20 protein-coding genes are annotated in these 18,357 nt (G+C 61.1%); 11 read left to right on the forward strand and 9 right to left on the reverse strand.

All coding sequences use genetic code 11. From position 1 onward, the window contains the following. The first annotated feature begins 130 nt into the window (after positions 1-130). On the forward strand, positions 131-532 hold the full coding sequence (locus tag EAY64_RS18220) for a hypothetical protein (protein ID WP_103526141.1): 402 nt from the start codon (positions 131-133) through the stop codon (positions 530-532). Positions 533-550: 18 nt separating this feature from the next. On the opposite strand, the gene EAY64_RS18225 is transcribed toward EAY64_RS18220, so the two are convergent. Then, a complete protein-coding gene (locus EAY64_RS18225; RefSeq protein ID WP_158604728.1) occupies positions 551-1,294 on the reverse strand; it encodes a substrate-binding periplasmic protein in 744 nt (247 codons plus the stop codon). 117 nt (positions 1,295-1,411) lie between these two features. On the opposite strand from EAY64_RS18225, the gene EAY64_RS18230 reads away from it, so the two are divergent. Further along, positions 1,412-1,912, forward strand: a complete 501-nt coding sequence (locus tag EAY64_RS18230; protein ID WP_103526142.1) for a prolyl-tRNA synthetase associated domain-containing protein — start codon at positions 1,412-1,414, stop codon at positions 1,910-1,912. 92 nt (positions 1,913-2,004) lie between these two features. Here EAY64_RS18230 and lipA read toward each other — a convergent pair whose 3' ends face one another. The 4 genes from lipA to EAY64_RS18250 all read right to left on the reverse strand — a co-directional run bounded on the left by lipA (position 2,005) and on the right by EAY64_RS18250 (position 5,113). After that, positions 2,005-2,952, reverse strand: a complete 948-nt coding sequence (gene lipA, locus EAY64_RS18235) for a lipoyl synthase (RefSeq protein WP_103526143.1) — start codon at positions 2,950-2,952, stop codon at positions 2,005-2,007. Next, positions 2,949-3,572, reverse strand: a complete 624-nt coding sequence (gene lipB / locus EAY64_RS18240; RefSeq protein WP_103526144.1) for a lipoyl(octanoyl) transferase LipB — start codon at positions 3,570-3,572, stop codon at positions 2,949-2,951. The genes lipA and lipB overlap by 4 nt, the downstream gene beginning before the upstream one ends. 20 nt (positions 3,573-3,592) lie before the next feature. Further along, a complete protein-coding gene (locus tag EAY64_RS18245) occupies positions 3,593-3,871 on the reverse strand; it encodes a YbeD family protein (protein WP_103526145.1) in 279 nt (92 codons plus the stop codon). A gap of 93 nt (positions 3,872-3,964) precedes the next feature. Beyond that, positions 3,965-5,113: a D-alanyl-D-alanine carboxypeptidase family protein gene (locus EAY64_RS18250; protein WP_103526160.1), complete on the reverse strand. Its 1,149-nt coding sequence runs from the start codon at positions 5,111-5,113 to the stop codon at positions 3,965-3,967. 225 nt (positions 5,114-5,338) lie between these two features. On the opposite strand from EAY64_RS18250, the gene ilvA reads away from it, so the two are divergent. The 4 genes from ilvA to EAY64_RS18270 all read left to right on the forward strand — a co-directional run bounded on the left by ilvA (position 5,339) and on the right by EAY64_RS18270 (position 8,466). After that, positions 5,339-6,868 (forward strand): threonine ammonia-lyase, biosynthetic, encoded by a 1,530-nt coding sequence (ilvA, locus tag EAY64_RS18255; protein ID WP_103526146.1) that lies wholly within the window; start codon positions 5,339-5,341, stop codon positions 6,866-6,868. Between the two features lie 57 nt (positions 6,869-6,925). Continuing rightward, complete coding sequence (locus tag EAY64_RS18260) at positions 6,926-7,573, forward strand: HAD family hydrolase (protein WP_103526147.1); 648 nt, start codon at positions 6,926-6,928, stop codon at positions 7,571-7,573. Positions 7,574-7,751: 178 nt separating this feature from the next. Beyond that, the gene (locus EAY64_RS18265; protein ID WP_103526148.1) at positions 7,752-7,991 is read left to right on the forward strand and encodes a hypothetical protein; all 240 of its coding nucleotides are present in this window, start codon (positions 7,752-7,754) and stop codon (positions 7,989-7,991) included. A 22-nt stretch (positions 7,992-8,013) separates the two neighbouring features. Continuing rightward, entirely contained in the window at positions 8,014-8,466 is a 453-nt protein-coding gene (locus EAY64_RS18270) for a hypothetical protein (RefSeq protein WP_103526149.1), read from the forward strand. 101 nt (positions 8,467-8,567) lie between these two features. Here the strand turns inward: EAY64_RS18270 and EAY64_RS18275 are convergent, their stop codons facing one another. The 3 genes from EAY64_RS18275 to EAY64_RS18285 form a co-directional block, all read right to left on the reverse strand. Then, entirely contained in the window at positions 8,568-8,834 is a 267-nt protein-coding gene (locus EAY64_RS18275) for a hypothetical protein (protein WP_103526150.1), read from the reverse strand. 101 nt (positions 8,835-8,935) lie between these two features. Beyond that, positions 8,936-9,775: an EAL domain-containing protein gene (locus EAY64_RS18280; protein WP_158604729.1), complete on the reverse strand. Its 840-nt coding sequence runs from the start codon at positions 9,773-9,775 to the stop codon at positions 8,936-8,938. Positions 9,776-9,858: 83 nt separating this feature from the next. Then, on the reverse strand, positions 9,859-10,431 hold the full coding sequence (locus EAY64_RS18285; RefSeq protein ID WP_113023954.1) for a hypothetical protein: 573 nt from the start codon (positions 10,429-10,431) through the stop codon (positions 9,859-9,861). Between the two features lie 713 nt (positions 10,432-11,144). On the opposite strand from EAY64_RS18285, the gene pdeR reads away from it, so the two are divergent. After that, positions 11,145-13,166, forward strand: a complete 2,022-nt coding sequence (gene pdeR / locus EAY64_RS18290; protein WP_158604730.1) for a cyclic di-GMP phosphodiesterase — start codon at positions 11,145-11,147, stop codon at positions 13,164-13,166. 201 nt (positions 13,167-13,367) lie between these two features. Here the strand turns inward: pdeR and EAY64_RS18295 are convergent, their stop codons facing one another. Further along, entirely contained in the window at positions 13,368-14,219 is an 852-nt protein-coding gene (locus EAY64_RS18295) for a crotonase/enoyl-CoA hydratase family protein (protein ID WP_103526154.1), read from the reverse strand. A 281-nt stretch (positions 14,220-14,500) separates the two neighbouring features. Between EAY64_RS18295 and EAY64_RS18300 the strand changes: the two genes are divergently transcribed. From EAY64_RS18300 to EAY64_RS18315, 4 genes are all read left to right on the forward strand, one after another. After that, complete coding sequence (locus tag EAY64_RS18300; protein ID WP_103526155.1) at positions 14,501-15,448, forward strand: LysR family transcriptional regulator; 948 nt, start codon at positions 14,501-14,503, stop codon at positions 15,446-15,448. 81 nt (positions 15,449-15,529) lie between these two features. Continuing rightward, complete coding sequence (gene mdcA, locus EAY64_RS18305) at positions 15,530-17,191, forward strand: malonate decarboxylase subunit alpha (RefSeq protein ID WP_103526156.1); 1,662 nt, start codon at positions 15,530-15,532, stop codon at positions 17,189-17,191. Continuing rightward, a complete protein-coding gene (locus tag EAY64_RS18310; protein ID WP_103526157.1) occupies positions 17,191-18,048 on the forward strand; it encodes a triphosphoribosyl-dephospho-CoA synthase in 858 nt (285 codons plus the stop codon). The genes mdcA and EAY64_RS18310 overlap by 1 nt, the downstream gene beginning before the upstream one ends. Positions 18,049-18,073: 25 nt before the next feature. Further along, positions 18,074-18,357: malonate decarboxylase subunit delta (locus EAY64_RS18315; RefSeq protein ID WP_103526158.1), on the forward strand; the 284-nt coding region annotated here is incomplete at its 3' end.

Here is an 18,357-nt window from a genome sequence, read left to right on the forward strand (position 1 = left end):
CCGGCGGCTCAGCCTTCGAAGGTTCGAATCCTTCTCCCTCCACCAGTTTTCATGCAAAAGGCCCGACACCCTGTCGGGCCTTTTGTCATGGGTCCGCACGGGCCGCGCTCACACCACCGGGAAAGCAGCCATGGCCAGCAAAAACAGCAAGCAAGACAAACCCCGCGCCAAGGCAGCGCCACGCACGCCCGAACAGAAAAGATGGTTGCGCGCCGAGGAAGCCTGCCGCCAGGCCATGGACCAGCTGTTTGCCATGCAGCGTGCCGAGCGCTTTGCCGGCAACGAACTGGCCGGCAAGTACGCCGTGATGGCGGGAATTCACTATCGCAAGATCCGCAATGGCAAGGTACTGGGCGCGGCCGACTTCAATGCCGCAGTGGAAGTCAGCACCGCTACCCGCCGCTGCCTGCAGCAGCTGGATGCCACTCTGGCCTTCACCGCCCTGCAGGATGGCCCCGCCCTGCTGGCCGTACTGCAGCAGATCGACGGCGTGCTGGAAGACTACCGCCAGCTAAAAGGCGGCAAGAACTAGCCCCTGCCGGCACAAGCATCAATGCAGATGACGCACCAGCATGGGTGTCAACTGCCCACTGGCTTCCAGCCTGAGCAGTGCCCGATCCAGCTGCTCACGCAACCTTTCCGCACCGGCCATTTGCCGGGAAATCATGAAATGCACCCGTACCGGGCTGCTATCTGGCAGTGGCTTCATCTCCAAGGGTGGATTGCCTGCCGCCACCGCCACCCCCAGCTTTTGCAAGCCTTGCCATACTTCGCGGTACTCGACAAAGCCACGACAATGCCCAGCCTGCAGCTTGCGTAGCAGATCGGGATAATTGGCCGACCCGGCATCCACCTGCGCCGGACTCAAACCAAAAGCACGATAATTAAAACCATTCAGGCCGCACCAGGGCAGCCTGGCTGCAGCAGCCAGCGGAGCAGTCAAGGTCAGTTGCACCGGTTGCAGCTGCAAATAAGAGCGGGTGAACAAAAACCGCTGCGCCCGCTCCGGTGAATAGCTGGCAGCCATCACCAACTGCACCTGCCGCCCCTGCTCGGCAGCGGCCAGGCAACGCGCGAAGGGCATCAGCCTGACCTCCACCCCAACCCGGTCAGCCAAGGCTGCACGTAGTACATCCGGCGAATAGCCCTGCACCACGCTACTGCCTGGCAGGCGATACGACGAGGGCGGCCACTGATTGTCGCCACCACAAGCCACGACCGCCGCCCGCAATGGCAAGGGCAGCATCACCATAACCATCAGCACCCCGCCACAACCCATGCTTGCTCGCCTCATCCGCCTCCCACTGGTCAGCCATCCTGGCCGCCACCGTCGCAACGCCACCCGAAACACCAACAATACCATCATGGCAACTGGCTTTTCGAGAGGGGGCGGCCATGTTAGGCATGCCGCATGCCTCAAGCACTGTATGCATTTCTGGCCGCACAGCACATCAGCTACCAGCGCTTCGACCATGCGCCGGTGTTTAACTGCGCCGAAGCCAGCGCCATCACCCCCGACCTGCCGGGCGCGGAAACCAAGAACCTGTTTCTCAAGGCCGGCAAGAGTGGGCGTTATCTATTGATCTGCCTGCCTGCCGCACAGCGGCTCGATCTCAAGGCCTGCGCCGAACTGCTGCAAATCAAGGGCCTGGGCTTTGCCTCGCCCGAGCGGCTGCAGCAGGCATTGGGCCTGACACCCGGCGCGGTCAGCCTGCTGGCCGTCATCAATGATCAAGCCGGCGTAGTGGATGTGATCATCGACCCTACCCTGCTGCTACACCCTGCCGTGCTATGCCACCCCCTGCACAATAGCAGCACGCTGGCCGTGAACACCGACGACCTGCTGCGCTTCCTGGAGTTAACCGGCCATCCACCACGCCTGCTGACCTTGCCACTACAGCCATCCAACTGACTCGCACGCAAAAAAGGCTGCAACCAGAGGCGTACAAGCACGCCTCCCGTTACAGCCTTTTTGCGGCACAGGCCGCGCTCAGCATTTAAGACTTAAACGCCAGCCTCGTGCGCCTGCACATCAGCGTGGTAGCTGGAGCGCACCATGGCACCGACTGCCGCATGGGCAAAGCCCATTTCGTAGGCTTTTTCCTCGAACATCTTGAACACGTCCGGGTGCACATAACGCAGCACCGGCAGATGGCCATCGGACGGCTGCAGATACTGGCCGATGGTCAGCATGTCCACATTGTGGGCGCGCAGGTCGCGCATCACTTCGAGGATTTCCTCGTCGGTTTCACCCAGGCCGACCATCAGGCCGGACTTGGTACGCACCGCCGGGTTTTTGGCCTTGTAATCTTTCAACAGCTGCAGCGAATGCGCGTAATCGGCACCCGGACGGGCCTGCTTGTACAGGCGCGGCACGGTTTCCAGATTATGGTTCATCACATCCGGCGGCGTGGTGGTGAGAATGTCCACCGCGAGATCCAGGCGACCACGGAAGTCCGGCACCAGGGTTTCGATCTGGGTATCCGGCGAGGCAGCCCGCACCGCGCTGATGCAGTCGGCAAAGTGCTGGGCACCACCATCGCGCAGGTCGTCACGGTCGACCGAGGTCACCACCACGTATTTGAGCCGCATGGCGGCCACGCTCTCCGCCAGGTGCTTGGGCTCGTTCTCGTCCAGCGGATTGGGACGGCCATGACCCACATCACAGAAGGGGCAGCGACGGGTGCAGATATCCCCCATGATCATGAAGGTAGCCGTACCCTTGCTGAAGCACTCGCCGATATTCGGGCAGGTGGCTTCTTCGCACACGGTATGCAGCTTCTGGTCACGCAGAATCTGTTTGATTTCGTGAAAACGCTGGCCGGTGGGCAGCTTGGCGCGAATCCATTCCGGCTTTTTCAGCTTTTCATCCAGCGGCACGATCTTGATGGGAATGCGTGCGGTTTTGGCGGCGCCTTTATGCTTGACCCCTGCCTCGTTGTCCAACTTCATGCTGTCTCCTTCACCACGGTAAGGTGTTTTTCCAGCTGGGGCAGCAGCAGCTCGGCCACTTGCGCCAGGGTTTTATCCACCCCCAAATCCTTCATTTGCGTCACCCGCAGGCCTTCGTAGCCGCAGGGATTGATCCAGCTGAACGGAGTCAGGTCCATGTCCACATTCAGCGACAGGCCGTGATACACCGCTCCATTCTTGATGCGCAAGCCCAGCGAGGCAATCTTGGCACCATCCACATACACACCGGGGGCGTTGACATCGCCATTGGCGGTAATGCCCTGCCCGGCCAGCATGTCGATGACCGCCTGCTCGATGCGCCGCACCAGTTCGCGCACGCCGATATGCATGCGCTTGAAATCGATCAGCAGATACACCACCAGCTGGCCGGGGCCATGATAGGTGACCTGACCGCCACGGTCGGTTTTGACCACCGGAATATCAGTGAGCCGCAGCAAGTGCTCCGGCTTGCCAGCCAGGCCCTGGGTATACACCGGGTGATGCTCCACCACCCATAGCTCGTCCGGCGTATCTGCCGTGCGGCTATCGGTAAAGGACTGCATGGTGCGCCAGGTCGGTTCGTAGTCCACCAGACCCAAATGCTTGATCAGACGCTGCACGCGCGAGGCTCCTGTTCGGTTTAAAGCACCATCTTGACCATGGGGTGGCCAGTGAGCGACAGATAGATATTGTCCAGCTGTTCGCGCGAGGTGGCGTTCACGGTAATGGTGAGTGCATAGAAGCGCCCGCCCGAGCTTTCGCGCAGGGTGACATCGTGCACCGCCAGGTCCGGGGCATTCACCCGCACCACTTCGGTCATGGTGACCACGAATTCATCATGCCGCTCACCCATTACCTTGAGCGGAAAACGACAGGGGAATTCGATGATTTCCTGCTTTTCAGGGATTTGTTCAGCCATATTCAACTCGATCCGCAATGGCAAACGGCCCGCATCTTCCGATGCAGGCCATTGCCTGGCCCCGTCACGCGGGGCGGTCAATCAAAAGCCGGATTACTTCCAGCCCAGCATCAGCTTGATGCTGTCCCACAGGCGGCCAAAAAAGCCACCCTCTTCCACTGCCTGCAAGGCAACCACCGGGCGCTCCAGCAAGGGCTTGCCATCCAGGCTCACCACCAGCTTGCCTACGGTCTGGCCGGCCTTGATCGGCGCAATGAGCGGCTGCACGGTGGACAGGTCGGCTTTCAGCTGACCTGCCTGACCCTTGACCACGGTGGCGTAAACATCCTGGCCAAAACCAACCGGCACCGACTTGGCAGCACCCTTGTACACCGGAACATCAGAAACCGGCTTGGCTGCCGAGTAAAGTTTGGGCGTATCGAAAAACTGCAAGCCGTAATTAAGCAACTTCGAGCTTTCCACCGCACGCGCTTCCGGGCTGGCCGTACCCACCACCACGGAAATCACCCGGCGGCCATCACGATGGCTGGAGGTGATCATATTGTAGCCTGCGGTATCGGTGTAGCCGGTTTTCATGCCGTCCACATTGGGATCACGGTACAGCAGCAGGTTGCGGTTGGGCTGGGTGATGTTGTTATAGGTAAACGACTTGATGGAGTAAGTAGGATAAAACTCCGGGAAATCACGAATCAGCGCGGCGGACAGGATGGCCAGATCATGCACCGTGGTGTAGTGATCGGCATGCGGCAGGCCTGTGGCATTGCGGAACTGGGTGTTCTTCATGCCGAGCTTCTGCGCCTGCTGGGTCATCACCTGGGCGAACACGTCTTCGCTGCCGGCAATGGCTTCGGCCAGCGTGACGCAGGCGTCGTTGCCGGACTGCACGATCATGCCCTTGATCAGGTCATCCACCTTAACCGGCACTTTCGGATCAAGGAACATGCGCGAACCGTCGGTTTTCCAGCCACGATTGGACACGGTCAGCATCTGGTCCAGCGTCAGGCGCTTTTCCTTGACTGCCTTGAACGTGAGGTAGGCGGTCATCAGCTTGGTCAGCGAGGCCGGCTCGACACGGGCGTCCGGACCCTGGGCGGCCAGCACCTGTCCGCTGTTGAAATCGACCAGATAGTAGGCCTTGCCGGCGATTTCCGGCACCGGCGGTACAAAAGCAGCAGTGGCAGAGGCAGCAACAGGCAGGGCAAGCGTGGCAGCAAGCAAAATTCGGGAGATGGTGGTTTTCATTGAGATCGACAACTGGGTGAGGGCTACAAACAATAGCCGTTGATTATACACGCCCACGCTGCTGCGTTGACCGTAAATGGCCGGTTTTTGCAGCAGTGCAGCACCTGCCGCCCATGCGGTTGCGGCAATGCAGCATGAAAATGGCGACACGGCTTCCCGCCGGCTTGGAGTTCCTGCTACTCTGACAGTTCAATAAGAAAGAACGACAAGGACATCGGCATCACCATGCAAGACAAGCAAGACTATCTGGAGCGCATCCTCACCTCGCGCGTCTATGACGTCGCGGTGGAAACGCCGCTGGAAACAGCGAACAATCTCAGCCGCCGCACCGGCAACACCATTTTGCTGAAGCGCGAAGACCTGCAGCCGGTGTTCTCCTTCAAGCTGCGCGGCGCGTATAACAAGATGGCCAAGCTGACCCCCGCGCAGCTGGCCAATGGCGTGATTACCGCCAGCGCCGGCAACCATGCCCAGGGCGTGGCGCTGTCGGCCAAAAAAATCGGCTGCGAAGCCATTATCGTGATGCCGGTGACCACCCCGCAGGTGAAGATTGACGGCGTCACCAGCCGTGGCGGCAAGGTGGTATTGCATGGCGAATCGTTCAGCGATGCCTACCAGCACGCCATGACCCTGGTAGCCGAAACCGGCAAAACCTATATCCCGCCGTTTGACGACCCGGACGTGATTGCCGGCCAGGGCACCATCGGCATGGAAATCCTGCGCCAGCACCCCGGCCATATCGATGCGGTGTTCGTGGCGATTGGCGGCGGCGGCCTGGCGGCTGGCGTGGCCAGCTTCATCAAGCGCCTGAAGCCGGAAATCAAGATCATCGGTGTGCAGCCGGTGGACTCGGACGCCATGAAGCAGTCCATCGAAAAAGGCGAACGTGTCGAGCTGAAAGACGTGGGCCTGTTTGCCGATGGCGTGGCAGTAAAACTGGTGGGTGAGGAAACCTTCCGCATCTGCCGCGAGCTGCTGGACGAGATCATACTGGTGGATTCGGACGCGATGTGCGCCGCCATCAAGGATATCTTCGAAGACACCCGTTCCATCGTAGAGCCGGCCGGCGCGCTGGCCGTGGCAGCCGCCAAGGCCTATATCGAGCGTGAAGGCTGTACCGGCCAGACCCTGGTGGCCATCAATTGCGGCGCCAACATGAACTTCGACCGCCTGCGCCATGTATCGGAACGCTCCGAACTGGGCGAGCGCCGCGAAGCCATCATTGCCGTCACCATTCCGGAAAAACCGGGCAGCTTCAAGCAATTCTGTTCGGTAATCGGCAACCGCAACATCACCGAATTCAACTACCGCTTTGCCGACCCTGGTACGGCTCATGTGTTTGTCGGCGTACAGATCAGCGGCAAGCAGGATTCGGAACGCATCATTGCCGAGCTCAAGGCCAATGATCTGGATGGGCTGGACCTGACCGACAACGAGCTGGCCAAGCTGCACATCCGCCATCTGGTGGGCGGGCATGCACCGCAACTGAAAGATGAGCGCGTGCTGCGCTTTGAATTCCCCGAGCGCCCGGGCGCGCTGATGCGCTTCCTGGAAGGCATGCGCACCCACTGGAATATCAGCCTGTTCCACTACCGTAATCACGGTGCCGACTATGGCCGCGTGCTGGTCGGCATTCAGGTTCCCGCCAGTGACAATGCCGAGTTCCAGCATTTCCTGGATGGCCTGGCCTATCCCTATGTGGAAGAGACGGACAATCCGGCCTACAAGCTGTTCCTGGGCAAGACCATCCGCTAAACTCTGCCGGCCAGCCAACACGGCTGGCCGCAGAACTTCCCGCACAGGCATCCCCATATGATCAAAGCAGTACTGTTCGACCTCGACGGCACCCTGGCCGACACGGCGCGCGACCTGGGCGCTGCCCTCAACCGCTTGCTGGCCGAGGAAGGCCTGCCGCCCCAGCCCTATTCCGCCATTCGCCCACTGGCCAGCCATGGCGCACGCGGGCTGGTCAGCCTGGGCTTTGGCATAGACCGCGAGCATCCGCGTTTCGAGGAATACCGGCTGCGTTTTCTTGATCATTACGAGCACAGCTTTGCCGATGAAACCGTGCTGTTCGACGGCATCAACAACATGCTGGAGGGCATTGCTGCCAAAGGCCTCACCTGGGGCATCATCACCAACAAGCCGATGCGCTTTACCGATCGACTGGTGCCGGCCCTACCCTTTGTCAGTCGCCCGGCAGTCACCGTCAGCGGTGACACGGTAGGCGTACCCAAGCCGGACCCGGCTCCCATGCTGCATGCTGCCGGGCAGATTGGTATCGATCCGGTCCATTGCCTGTACGTGGGCGATGCCGAGCGTGACATCCAGGCCGGCCGCGTGGTGGGCATGAAAACCGTGCTGGCCAACTGGGGCTATATCTCGGAGCAGGACCAGCCGCAGCAATGGGGAGCCGATATCAGCATCGAGCACCCGCTGGAGCTACTGCAGCACCTGTAAGCTGACGACCGCCTGTATTTGCAACCCGCATGCCGCCAGTGGCCGATGCGGGTTTTCTTTGGCCGGATTAAACACCAAAAAGAAACAATATCTTGAAATAAAGCATCTATTTCCACTAAGGGGTAATCAATACACTGCAGGCATGCACTTGCAGCACAAGCCGACAAGGAAACAGATCATGAAACACCTCACTCTCGCCCTAATCGCCCTTGGCTTTAGCACCGCCACCCTGGCAGGCCATCAGGATAGCCGCCCCAGCGCCGCCGATATCAGCGCCTGGCAGGCAGAGCAAGCCGCCATTAAGGCCGCCGATGCCCAGCTGCCGCCAGAACGGCAGGCAGAGATCGCCCGCGATCATGCCGCCTGGCAGGCCGCGCTGTTGCAAAAAAACCAGCATAACGCCGGCATCAATCACTGAAACGACAAGGCCTGACACCATCATGAGCCATCTTCATCTGCATATCGCTGCCGAACACACCAGCCTTGCTGCGCAACAGCAGCGAACCAGCATGCCGGTTGGCTGGCAGACGGCACTGGCCAGCCGCAAGCAGCCCGCCCTGCCAACGGCTGCTGCTCTGGAGCTGGCCATCATGCAGGTGGAAGACGCCATCAGCGCCAACTGGCCGCAGCGGCTGATGCTGGCAACCGTCAGCAGCAGCGACCCGGCCATTTACCAGATCGCCACACTGAGTGGCCTGGCTGCAGAGCATGGCAGCCAGCTGGGGCGACACAGCGTGGAGGGCCTGTTTTCACGCCTGGCCAATGCCGTGGAAGGTGGCTCGGCCGCCGGCCTGCCGGATGGTGCCGAATTCATCGGCAGCCTGCTGATCCTGCGTGAATTGCTGCACCACCTGGATATCGCGGCCATCACACTGGTCAGCCCTGCCACGTGAAATAGCCGACGGCACATCGGGCAAAGACAAAGAAAAACCGCCGCCAGATCACCCTGGCGGCGGTTGCATATTGATCAGGCCATAACAGCCCGAACCCGGGCTCAGAAGGGGTAGACCACTTCTGCCGGCTTGAATTCGCAAGGCTTGTCGGACGGTGCCGCATCATGCATTTCAGCCTTGCTGGCGGAAATCTTCTTCCAGGAACCACCCAGGCTACAGGCAAAATCCTGCCCCAGCTCCAGTTCACCAAACGTCGATGGCAGCACCGGCTCTTCGCAGTGCGGGCACAGATTGGCCGCAGGGCCGGTCAGCTTTGCCCGGCTGGATACCTTGTCGCACCAGCAACATTTGATTTGATCTTCAGTCATCTTCACTTCCCGTTACCTAAGCTTGCCATGTCGAAATGACGCGAATGCAGCCGGGCATTATACCCTGTCTCGGGCAAACCTCCGAATGAGGGTGAAGCGACTCATGCCGCGCATAGCTCCAGCCCGGCGTGATGCAGCGTGGCGGCTGGGCGGGCGTAGTGAAAACCCTGCAGCAAATCAGCCCCGCTATGCCATGCCAACTGGTGCTGGGCCTCGGTTTCGATGCCTTCGCACACCACCTGGCCACCCAGATCGTGAATGATGTCGATCAACTTGGGAAATACCGTGCGCGCCCGTTCATTCAGCGTCGATTGCGTCAGCAGGCTGCGATCCAGCTTGACCAGGTCAGGCGTCAACTGCCACAGCCGATCGAAATTGGAATGACCGGCACCGAAATCGTCGATGGCGATACGAAACCCTTTGTGCTTGTAACTGTGAATGGCAGCGTCCAGCAGTTGCAGATCGGCAATTTCCGACTCCACGATTTCCAGCACCACTTGCTGTGCTTGCAAGCCGCAATAGCCCAGCAGGGTTTCGAAAGTGGAACCATGCCGCCCGTTGGCAATGCTTAGCAGATGCTGACCATGCACATTAAGAAACAGCAGGTCGCCCGCTTCGGCCTGGGCTGCAAAATTAAGTGCGTGGACCACCCGGCTCAAACGGTCGAGGTAGACAAACTCTTCGGGGCAGCTGGCCTGGGCAAAAAACCGGTCTACCGCCAGTGGCTGGCCAGCCTTGTCCGTTACCCGCAGCAAGGCTTCGTGCGCCACCGGCTGCAGGCGGCCGCCACGGCACTGCATGATGGGCTGGAACACACTGCACAGCCGCAGTTCGCCATACAGGGCAAAAGTGCCGTGATCGGAAAAATTGAGTGTTGGCCGCTGCCTGGCAACGGCGGGGGGCCATTGATTGAAATAGCCAAGCAAACGATTCAACTGCATTGCATGTTCCATTCTGTCTGGATAAACCCCTGTCACGGGGAAGGTCCTGCCCGGCTGCGGGTGAGATGCAGCGCCTGCCTGTTTCAGCAGACATCCAGCCGTTGCAGTACGGCAGCCTCCTGCTCAGCCGGCAGGAAAGTGGCAAAACCATGGCGGGCGTAATTTGCGCGCAGCACGGCCAAGCGGGCGGGCTGCGTGGCATAGGCTGCCGGCAACAGAAAGCCGATACGCGGCAGCGGCCCGGCCAGCCGGTCGACAATCTGGCGAAATACCCGGCCATGCTCCTGGCTGACTGCCTCCAGCAACAAGGCTGATACCGGCAAGATCAGCCCCTGCTCGCCATAGCCGGCTTGCAGATAATTGAGCAAATGCAGGCTGCGGATAAAGCGGTCCAGCACTACCGGCGTTTCGCTGACACGAGTCAGTCGGGTCAGTGCCTCATCCGCCAGCACCTCACCTCCCGGCGCGACGGCGTGCAGCTGCGCCAACACACCCAGCGGCTGGCCGGCGGCATCATGTACCGGCGCAAAACGGCTGGACAAGCGCACCTTGAGGAACTCACCCACAACCTGCCCATCCGCCGTGCTCCATAGCGGAAACTCCATGAAGTAGTCGGCATGGACGGTGCGTAAATACTGGGTGAGCAATGCATTCATGACAAACCTGACCATCCGCAGGCAATACTTAAAGGGAATAAAAGAGAATGCCGGCCTGGTGCTTGCCTGCGCTGACCACCCGCGCCATGCGGCAGGCCGACGGACAGGCAAGGGAACGGGCTGATCCACGCCTCACTGTAGCCCGGCCGGCCCGGATTGATAAATACCCATTCCTCATATCGCTATTCAGCACACAGATAAGCCACTAGCGACCTGCCGGTATTGATTTGGCACAAACCAGGGGAAAGTTGCACTGGACCGCAAGAAATACCGGCCGGATACTGTGGGCGTTAATCCTCCTCCATCCTTATGGAATTTGCGCCCACCCCTTGCCGGGTGGGCGATTTTTATTCCGCGCCCGCGCAAGCTCTCGGCCCCCGGCCTGCCACCCTGCCATTACCGTTAGCGCCCATCTCACTTGCCCTGCCTCACTGTCGCCGCCAGGCCAGTCTGCCGCGAGGCATCCCTGCTGGCATGCAAACCACCCTAATAACTGCTTTAAACAAATTTGGAGTAATCTGCACTAACAGTGCCCTTATGCGCCAGCCCGGCGGGCTCAACCGTGCTGATCGACAGCGCTGCACTGCGATAATTTTTGAACAGAAGCTTATTTATGCAATAAGAACTACTGGATATACTGCATGAAACAGCTTAATTGGCGTCGATTTTTATAGATTCAATTTAAACCGCCGCCATCTGCAGAAAGAAACAACGTGATTGACCTTACGCCCTCCTCCTGGTTGACGCAGCGATTCGGCACGGACAGCCCACGCTGGAGACTGCCGCCGGACTCCAACGCGCTCTATCTTTCCGATGCCGAGGACCGGATGATCGTCGCCATTGCCCTGAGCAATGCCCAGGCCGAAGACGTGCGCAAACTGGAAGGCTCCACCGCCACCGTAGCCATCGAAACCCAGCTGGAAGGCATGCCACTGGGCCTGATCCTGATCGGCCGCCGCACCGACCATGACGAATGGCGCGGCGTGGCCACCTGGTGCAATGACACCGCGGCCGTGCGGCGCGAAATGGAACGCGGGCTGAATTTCTCCGAACAGGTCATTTCCGAAGTCAGCTCGCTGATCGTCATCGTGGACGACCAGGGCAATATCAAACGCTTTAACCGCGAATGCGAACGGCTATCCGGCAAGACCGAGGCCGAGGTCATGGGTAAGAACGCGCTGGAGCTGTTTTTCTCGGCTGAAGAGTCGGAAAAGATCCGCGCCAATCTCACCACTTTTTTCCGCAGCATGCACAGCTGGGAAACCGAACGCCACATCCTCACCAAAGACGGCCCGCGGCTGATCTGGTGGCGCAACCGGCTGGTACGCAATGCCACGGTGGACCAGTGGTTTCTGGTGTGTTCCGGCACCGACATCACCGAGCAGCGCCGCGCGCAAGCCAGGCTGGAGGAGCAGGCCAGCACCGACAGCACCACCGGCCTGCCCAATCGCCACGCCATCCAGAACATCATCAATCTGGCGGTTGCCACCAGGCCGATCAAACCCTTCGACCTGCTGTTTCTGGACCTGGACAACTTCAAGAACATCAACGACCACTACGGCCACGCCATCGGAGACCTGCTGATTGCCCGGGTTGGCCAGGCTCTGCGCGAGCAGATTGGCCCTGGCGACGTACTGGCACGCTTTGGCGGTGATGAATTTCTGCTGCTGCTATACGATGCCACGCCGGAAAAAACCGCCAGCGTGTGCCGCAAGATCCGCCAGCTGATGGAAACACCATTTACCCTGCAGCACATCCAGGTGTATTCCGGCTGCTCCATCGGCGTGGCCAGTTTTCCGGCCGATGGCGAAAGCCTGAGCGAGCTGGTGCGCAATGCCGATACCGCCATGTATGCCGCCAAGGCTGCCAACAAGGGTGGCGTCATGCATTTTTCGCGCGAAATGAACAACCATCTGCAGGAAAGCATGTGGCTGGATGGCGGCTTGCGTCAGGCCTTGCAGGAAAACCAGTTCAGCCTGCACTACCAGCCGCAGGTCTGCCTGCGCAGCATGCGCGCGGTATCGGTGGAGGCGCTGATCCGCTGGCAATCGAGCGAGCGCGGCATGGTGCCGCCACTGAGCTTCATCCGCTACGCCGAGGATTCCGGCCTGATCAAGCAGATTGGCCGCTGGGTCATTCGTGAAGCCATGGCCCAGGCCAGGCGCTGGAGCACACTGCCGCAGCCGCTGCGCATTTCGGTCAATCTGTCGGCCCGCCAGCTGGGCGACCCGGAGCTACTGTCCGACTTCATGGACGCCATGCAGCAGCATGGCTTTACCCGGTCGCCACTGGATATCGAGCTGACCGAATCCTGCATCGCTTCGGACGAGGGGCGCACCATCGAGATCATGAGCGCGCTGCGTGCGCTGGGCGTCAACATCCACCTGGACGACTTCGGCACCGGCTATTCCTCGCTGTCGCAGCTGACCCGGCTGCCCTTGCAAGTGATCAAGATGGATCAAAGCTTCATCCGCGCCATTCCGGCGGATGCCCGCTCCATGGCACTGCTGCGCTCCATGGTGGCAGTGGCGCAGCAGCTTGATTTCCAGATCGTGGCCGAGGGCGTGGAAACCGACAGCCAGCTGGACTTCATCCGTGAAATCGGGGTCGACCTGGCGCAGGGCTATCATTTTGCCCGCCCCATGCCTGCTGACCAGCTGGAACAATGGCTGCGCAGCATGGCAAGCCCTGAGGCCGGATCTGCCCTGGCACGCAGCGCCACTAGTCATACCTGACAGCAGCCCGGACCAGGGCGCGCCGATGCGGCCATGCCGTTGGCTTGAGCGTTTTTGGTGACGGCCTCTCCAACGATAGAAGTGCCTTGATCATCAAAAAGCACCGTCTCCCCATGCGGGGAGGCGGTGCTTTTCTACTGGGGAAACGACATCATCCCGCCACGGGGGTTTTGTCAGCCGGTGTCAAGCAGCAGCCAGGATTCAAGCACGCGTGCGCTTGTTCTGCAGCTGAACCAGCCTTTCCATATAGGCAATATCCTTGTCTTCCACTGACAGCGCGGTATCCACCCAGTCCTGGGTGATGTCCATCAGCTCTTCGCGGTGAATGGGAAAAACCCGGTGGCGGGCACGCAGCATGGCCCGGATGCCGTTCATTCTGGGCTGCAGGGTATCGATGAAGGTTCTGGCGGCCATCACCCCTTCGCCCGGCTCAAACAGCTGGTCGGCCAGCCCCACCTCATGATGCCAGGGCGCACGCGGCGCCTCGCCCGAGGCAATCAGCTGCTCGGCCACCCTTTGCCCCGCCTTGCGTCCGACAAATGAATAAGCCCCCATGCCGGGGAAAAGATTGAAGGAAATCTCTGGAAATCCCATTTTTGCATCACGCTGCGCCAGCAGGAAATGATGGGCCAACGCGGCCTCGAACCCGCCGCCCAGTGCACTACCCTCCACCAGCGCCAGGGTAATCACATTGCGGCCAAAGCCGCCATCCAGATGGCACAGGATATCTATGCAACGGCTGGCATAGCTGGACAGCACGTCGCGCTGGCGCTGGCGTATTGCCTGGGAAAACAGGCTCAGATCGCCGCCGGTGTTATACATGTGCGGCACGGTTGAGCCGGAAATGAAGAAATCAATCGGCAGCTTGCTGTCACGCACTGCTCGGAACACCGCCTCGACATCATCCAGCAAGGCCGGGTTGAAACTGGGCCGCGGGTGGGTATGCATCATCAGCCACACAATGCGGCGGGCACTTTCGTAGTAGGCAGTCAGTTGCGTTGTGTGACCTGCTTCGGTAAAAATCTGGCAGTCTTTGTGGAATGCATCAGTCATGTCAGCTCCTTCATGAGCGTGGTGGAAAATCGATGGAACGTTTGATTTTCCAGCTTTGCCGCTAGCATAAACAGTGACCTCGGTTCATTCCATATGTTTTGAAAAATTTCAGCTATTTCATTTTATTTATAGAAAACAACAGGAAATGGTGATTTTTGCCTATTCCTCCATATTTTCACCCTTCATGATATTTACGCTGTTTTTTTCAAAAACCAGCACATTCGCCTGCCCGGCCAGCACATCACCGGGCGGTTATCACCCTTATCCGGCAAGGTCACGCGATGATCAGTGAAGAAATCACCCTGCGCAAACTGCAGATCCTGGCCGCCTTCGTCGCCAGTGGCAGCCTGGCGCGCACCGCCGAACGCATGCAGATGAGTACCGTCAGCGTGCACCGCGCCCTGCATTCGCTGGAAGACGCCATGCGCTGCGCCCTGTTCCGCCACGAAGGCCGCCGGCTGATTGCCCTGCCTGCCGCACTGGCACTGGCCGAAGCAGCAGAGGACGCCGGACGGACACTGGAAAGCGGCATCCGCAAAGCCCGTGAAAAAGCCGGCTTTGGCGCGGCCCAGCTGAAAATCGGTGCGATGTACTCGCTGACGGTGGAGTTGATTCCACGGCTGGTGATGGGGGTCAAATTGCGTAGACCGGAACTGGCCATCGAATTGCAGTTGGGCTCCAACGCCCAGTTGCTGGACAAGCTGCAAGCCCAGGATGTGGACGCCTTGCTGATGTCGCTACCTGCCGATGGCAGCCCGCCAGGCTTGCTGGCGCTGCCCTTGTTTGAAGACGAGCTGTTTCTTGCCTCCTCACTGGCCAATCCGGGACCAGCCAGCGCGACGGCAGACCTGGCCGACTACCGCCATGAAAAATTCGTCGCCCTCAGCGAAGGCTTTGCCACCAGCCGGGACTTCCAGCGCCTGTTCGAGCAAGCCGGTTACCAGCCGGATGTAGTGATGCGGGTAGACGACATTTTCTCGCTGATGAACCTGGTAGCTGCCGGGGTGGGCCTCAGCCTGCTGCCCGGCCGGGTCAGTTCGCTGTTTGCCGGGCGCATCCGCTTCACGCCGCTGGCCCCTCAGTGGCGCAGCACCCAGCGCATCGGCCTGTTGCTGCAGGAGTGCCGCGAGCGCGACCCCAACCTGCTGGCCTTGCTGGCAGAAGCGCGCATGCTGGGACAACAGATATCTGCCAACGGTCTTGCGGCCAAACCATTAGCCTCAGGCTAACAATTCGACAGCCAGCTTGATTGATGGCCAGCCTGCCAGCGCCTACCTTGCAGACATTCTCATCTGCGATATGGAGCACCCATGCTGGCAGCCTCACCCCCCTCCCCGGTCTGGAATCGCCGCCGTAATGAAAAGCGCCGCCGCATCGAGCTGGCCAGCCACCTGGCCAGCGGCCGCATCCTGCCCACCGACCAGCTGACCGCCGCGCTGGAAATCCTGATCGCCCCCGGCGACCGCGTGGTGCTGGAAGGCAACAATCAGAAACAGGCCGACTTCCTGTCGCGCAGCCTGGCCCGCACCAATCCGGCCCGCCTGCATGATCTGCACATGATCATCCCCAGTGTGGGCCGGCCCGAGCATCTGGACATTTTCGAAAGCGGTATTGCCCGCAAGCTGGACTTTTCCTTCTCCGGCCCGCAGAGCCTGCGTATCGGCCAGCTGCTACAGGATGGCTGTCTGGAAATCGGTGCCATCCATACTTATGTCGAGCTGTATGCCCGGCTGTTTGTCGACCTCACCCCCAATGTCGCACTGGTCGCTGCTTATCAGGCCGACCGCCACGGCAATCTCTACACCGGCCCCAGCACCGAGGACACCCCGGCGCTGGTGGAAGCCACCGCCTTTCGTGACGGCATCGTCATCGCCCAGGTGAATGAAATTGTCGACGACCCGTCTGAACTCATCCGCGTGGACATTCCGGCCGACTGGGTGGATTTCGTGGTGCTGGCCGACCGCCCCTTCTTTATCGAACCGCTGTTCACGCGCGACCCGCGCCTGATCAAGCCGGTACACGTGTTGATGGCGATGATGGCCATTCGCGGCATCTACGAGCGGCATCAGGTGCAATCGCTCAACCACGGCCTGGGCTTCAATACCGCCGCCATCGAACTGCTGCTGCCCACCTACGGCGAGCAACTGGGGCTGAAAGGCAAGATCTGCCGCCACTGGACGCTGAACCCGCATCCGACGCTGATCCCGGCCATCGAAAGCGGCTGGGTGGACAGCGTGCACTGTTTTGGCGGCGAACTGGGCATGGAAGCCTATGTGGCGGCCCGCCCCGATGTGTTCTTCACCGGCCGCGATGGCTCGCTGCGCTCCAACCGCGCCTTCTGCCAGATGGCCGGACAGTACGCGGTGGACATGTTCATCGGCTCCACCCTGCAAATGGATGGCGACGGCCACTCCTCTACCGTCACCCATGGCCGGCTGTCCGGTTTTGGCGGCGCACCCAATATGGGCCACGACCCGCATGGCCGGCGCCATGCCAGCCCGGCCTGGCTGGACCTGATCCAGACCGACAACCTGCTGGCCCGTGGCCGCAAGCTGGTGGTGCAAATGGTGGAAACCTTCCAGGGCAACGGCCAGCCCACCATCGTGGAAAGCCTGGACGCGGTGGAAGTGGCGCGCAACAGCGGCATGCCGCTGGCCCCGGTAATGATTTACGGCGACGACGTCAGCCATGTGCTGACCGAAGAAGGCATTGCCTATCTGTACAAGGCCGAATCACTGGAACAGCGCCGGCAGATGATCGCAGCCGTGGCCGGCATCACCCCCATCGGCCTGCGCCACGACCCGGCCAGCACTGCCTCCCTGCGCCAGGCCGGACTGGTCGCCCTGCCGGAAGACCTGGGCATCCGCCGCAGCGAGGCCAGCCGTTCGCTGCTGGCCGCCAAGAGCATGGCCGAACTGGTGAGCTGGTCGGACGGGCTGTACCAGCCGCCGGCCCGCTTCCGGAGCTGGTAATGCGGCGCGCCCTCGCACCCGATCCGGCCGGGCAACTGGCCAGCCAGCTGGCGGCACTGGCCTGCCAGTCGCTGCTGGATGAAGCCCGCCTGTCTCCCAAGCCCGGACTGGTAGACAGCCGTGGCAGCGGCGCCCACAGCGACCTCAACCTGGAACTGATGTGCCGCTCGGCCCGCGCCTTGCAACCGGCCTTTTTCGCCATGGCCAACGCCGCCTGGCAGCAAACACCATCGACCACCCTGCGCGAACAGCTGGGCAGCCTGGGCCGCAGCGGCGAGCTGGCCATGCTGCAGGCCAGTGGCGGCGTCAACACCCATCGCGGCGCCATCTGGGCCATCGGCCTGCTGGTGGCGGCTGCCGCCATGGATGCCAGCCAGCTGCACGCCGCTGCGGTATGCCAGCGTGCCGCCGCACTGGCCCAGCTGCCGGACCGCCTGCTGCCGGCACAGCCGCGCAAGGGCGAGCTGGCCTGCCAGCGCTACGGCGTCGGCGGTGCCCGTGGCGAAGCGCAGCAGGGCTTTCCGCACATCACCAAGCTGGCCCTGCCCGCCTTGCAGGCCAGCCGCGCGCGCGGCGACGGCGAAGTGAATGCCCGGCTCAATGCCCTGCTGGCCATCATGAGCCGGCTGGACGACACCTGCCTGCTGTCGCGTGGCGGCGTGCCGGGACTGACCCTGGTGCAGAGCGGCGCAGCAAAGATACTGGCTGCCGGCGGCGTAGCCACCCTGCCCGGCCGTCGCCGGCTCTATCAATTGGAAAAAGACATGCTGGCGCAGCGCCTGTCACCGGGCGGTGCGGCCGACCTGCTGGCCGCGACCCTGCTGCTGGACCGGCTGCCGGCCATGGCAGGCATCTGACCCGGCCAACCAACAAGGAGAAATCATGGAAAAACTGCATCTGGATTACCCGGCCGGAGCCCCGGCCGCACAAGCGGTGCTGGTGGGGGTAGTAGCCTCGGGCGACCTGGAAGTGCTGATCGCACCGGCCGCTGCCGGCAGCTGCCACATCGTGATACATAGCGCCGCTGATGGCAGCGCCGCGCGCTGGCGCGCCCAGCTCGACCGCCTGTTTGGCGATGGCCAGGCCGCCGCCATGCAGATGGAAATCAATGATTTCGGTGCCACCCCGGGCGTGGTCAGCCTGCGGCTGGCCCAGGCACTGGAGGA

It is taken from the genome of Aquitalea palustris (assembly GCF_003693445.1).
GTDB classification, from domain to species: Bacteria; Pseudomonadota; Gammaproteobacteria; order Burkholderiales; family Chromobacteriaceae; genus Aquitalea; species Aquitalea palustris.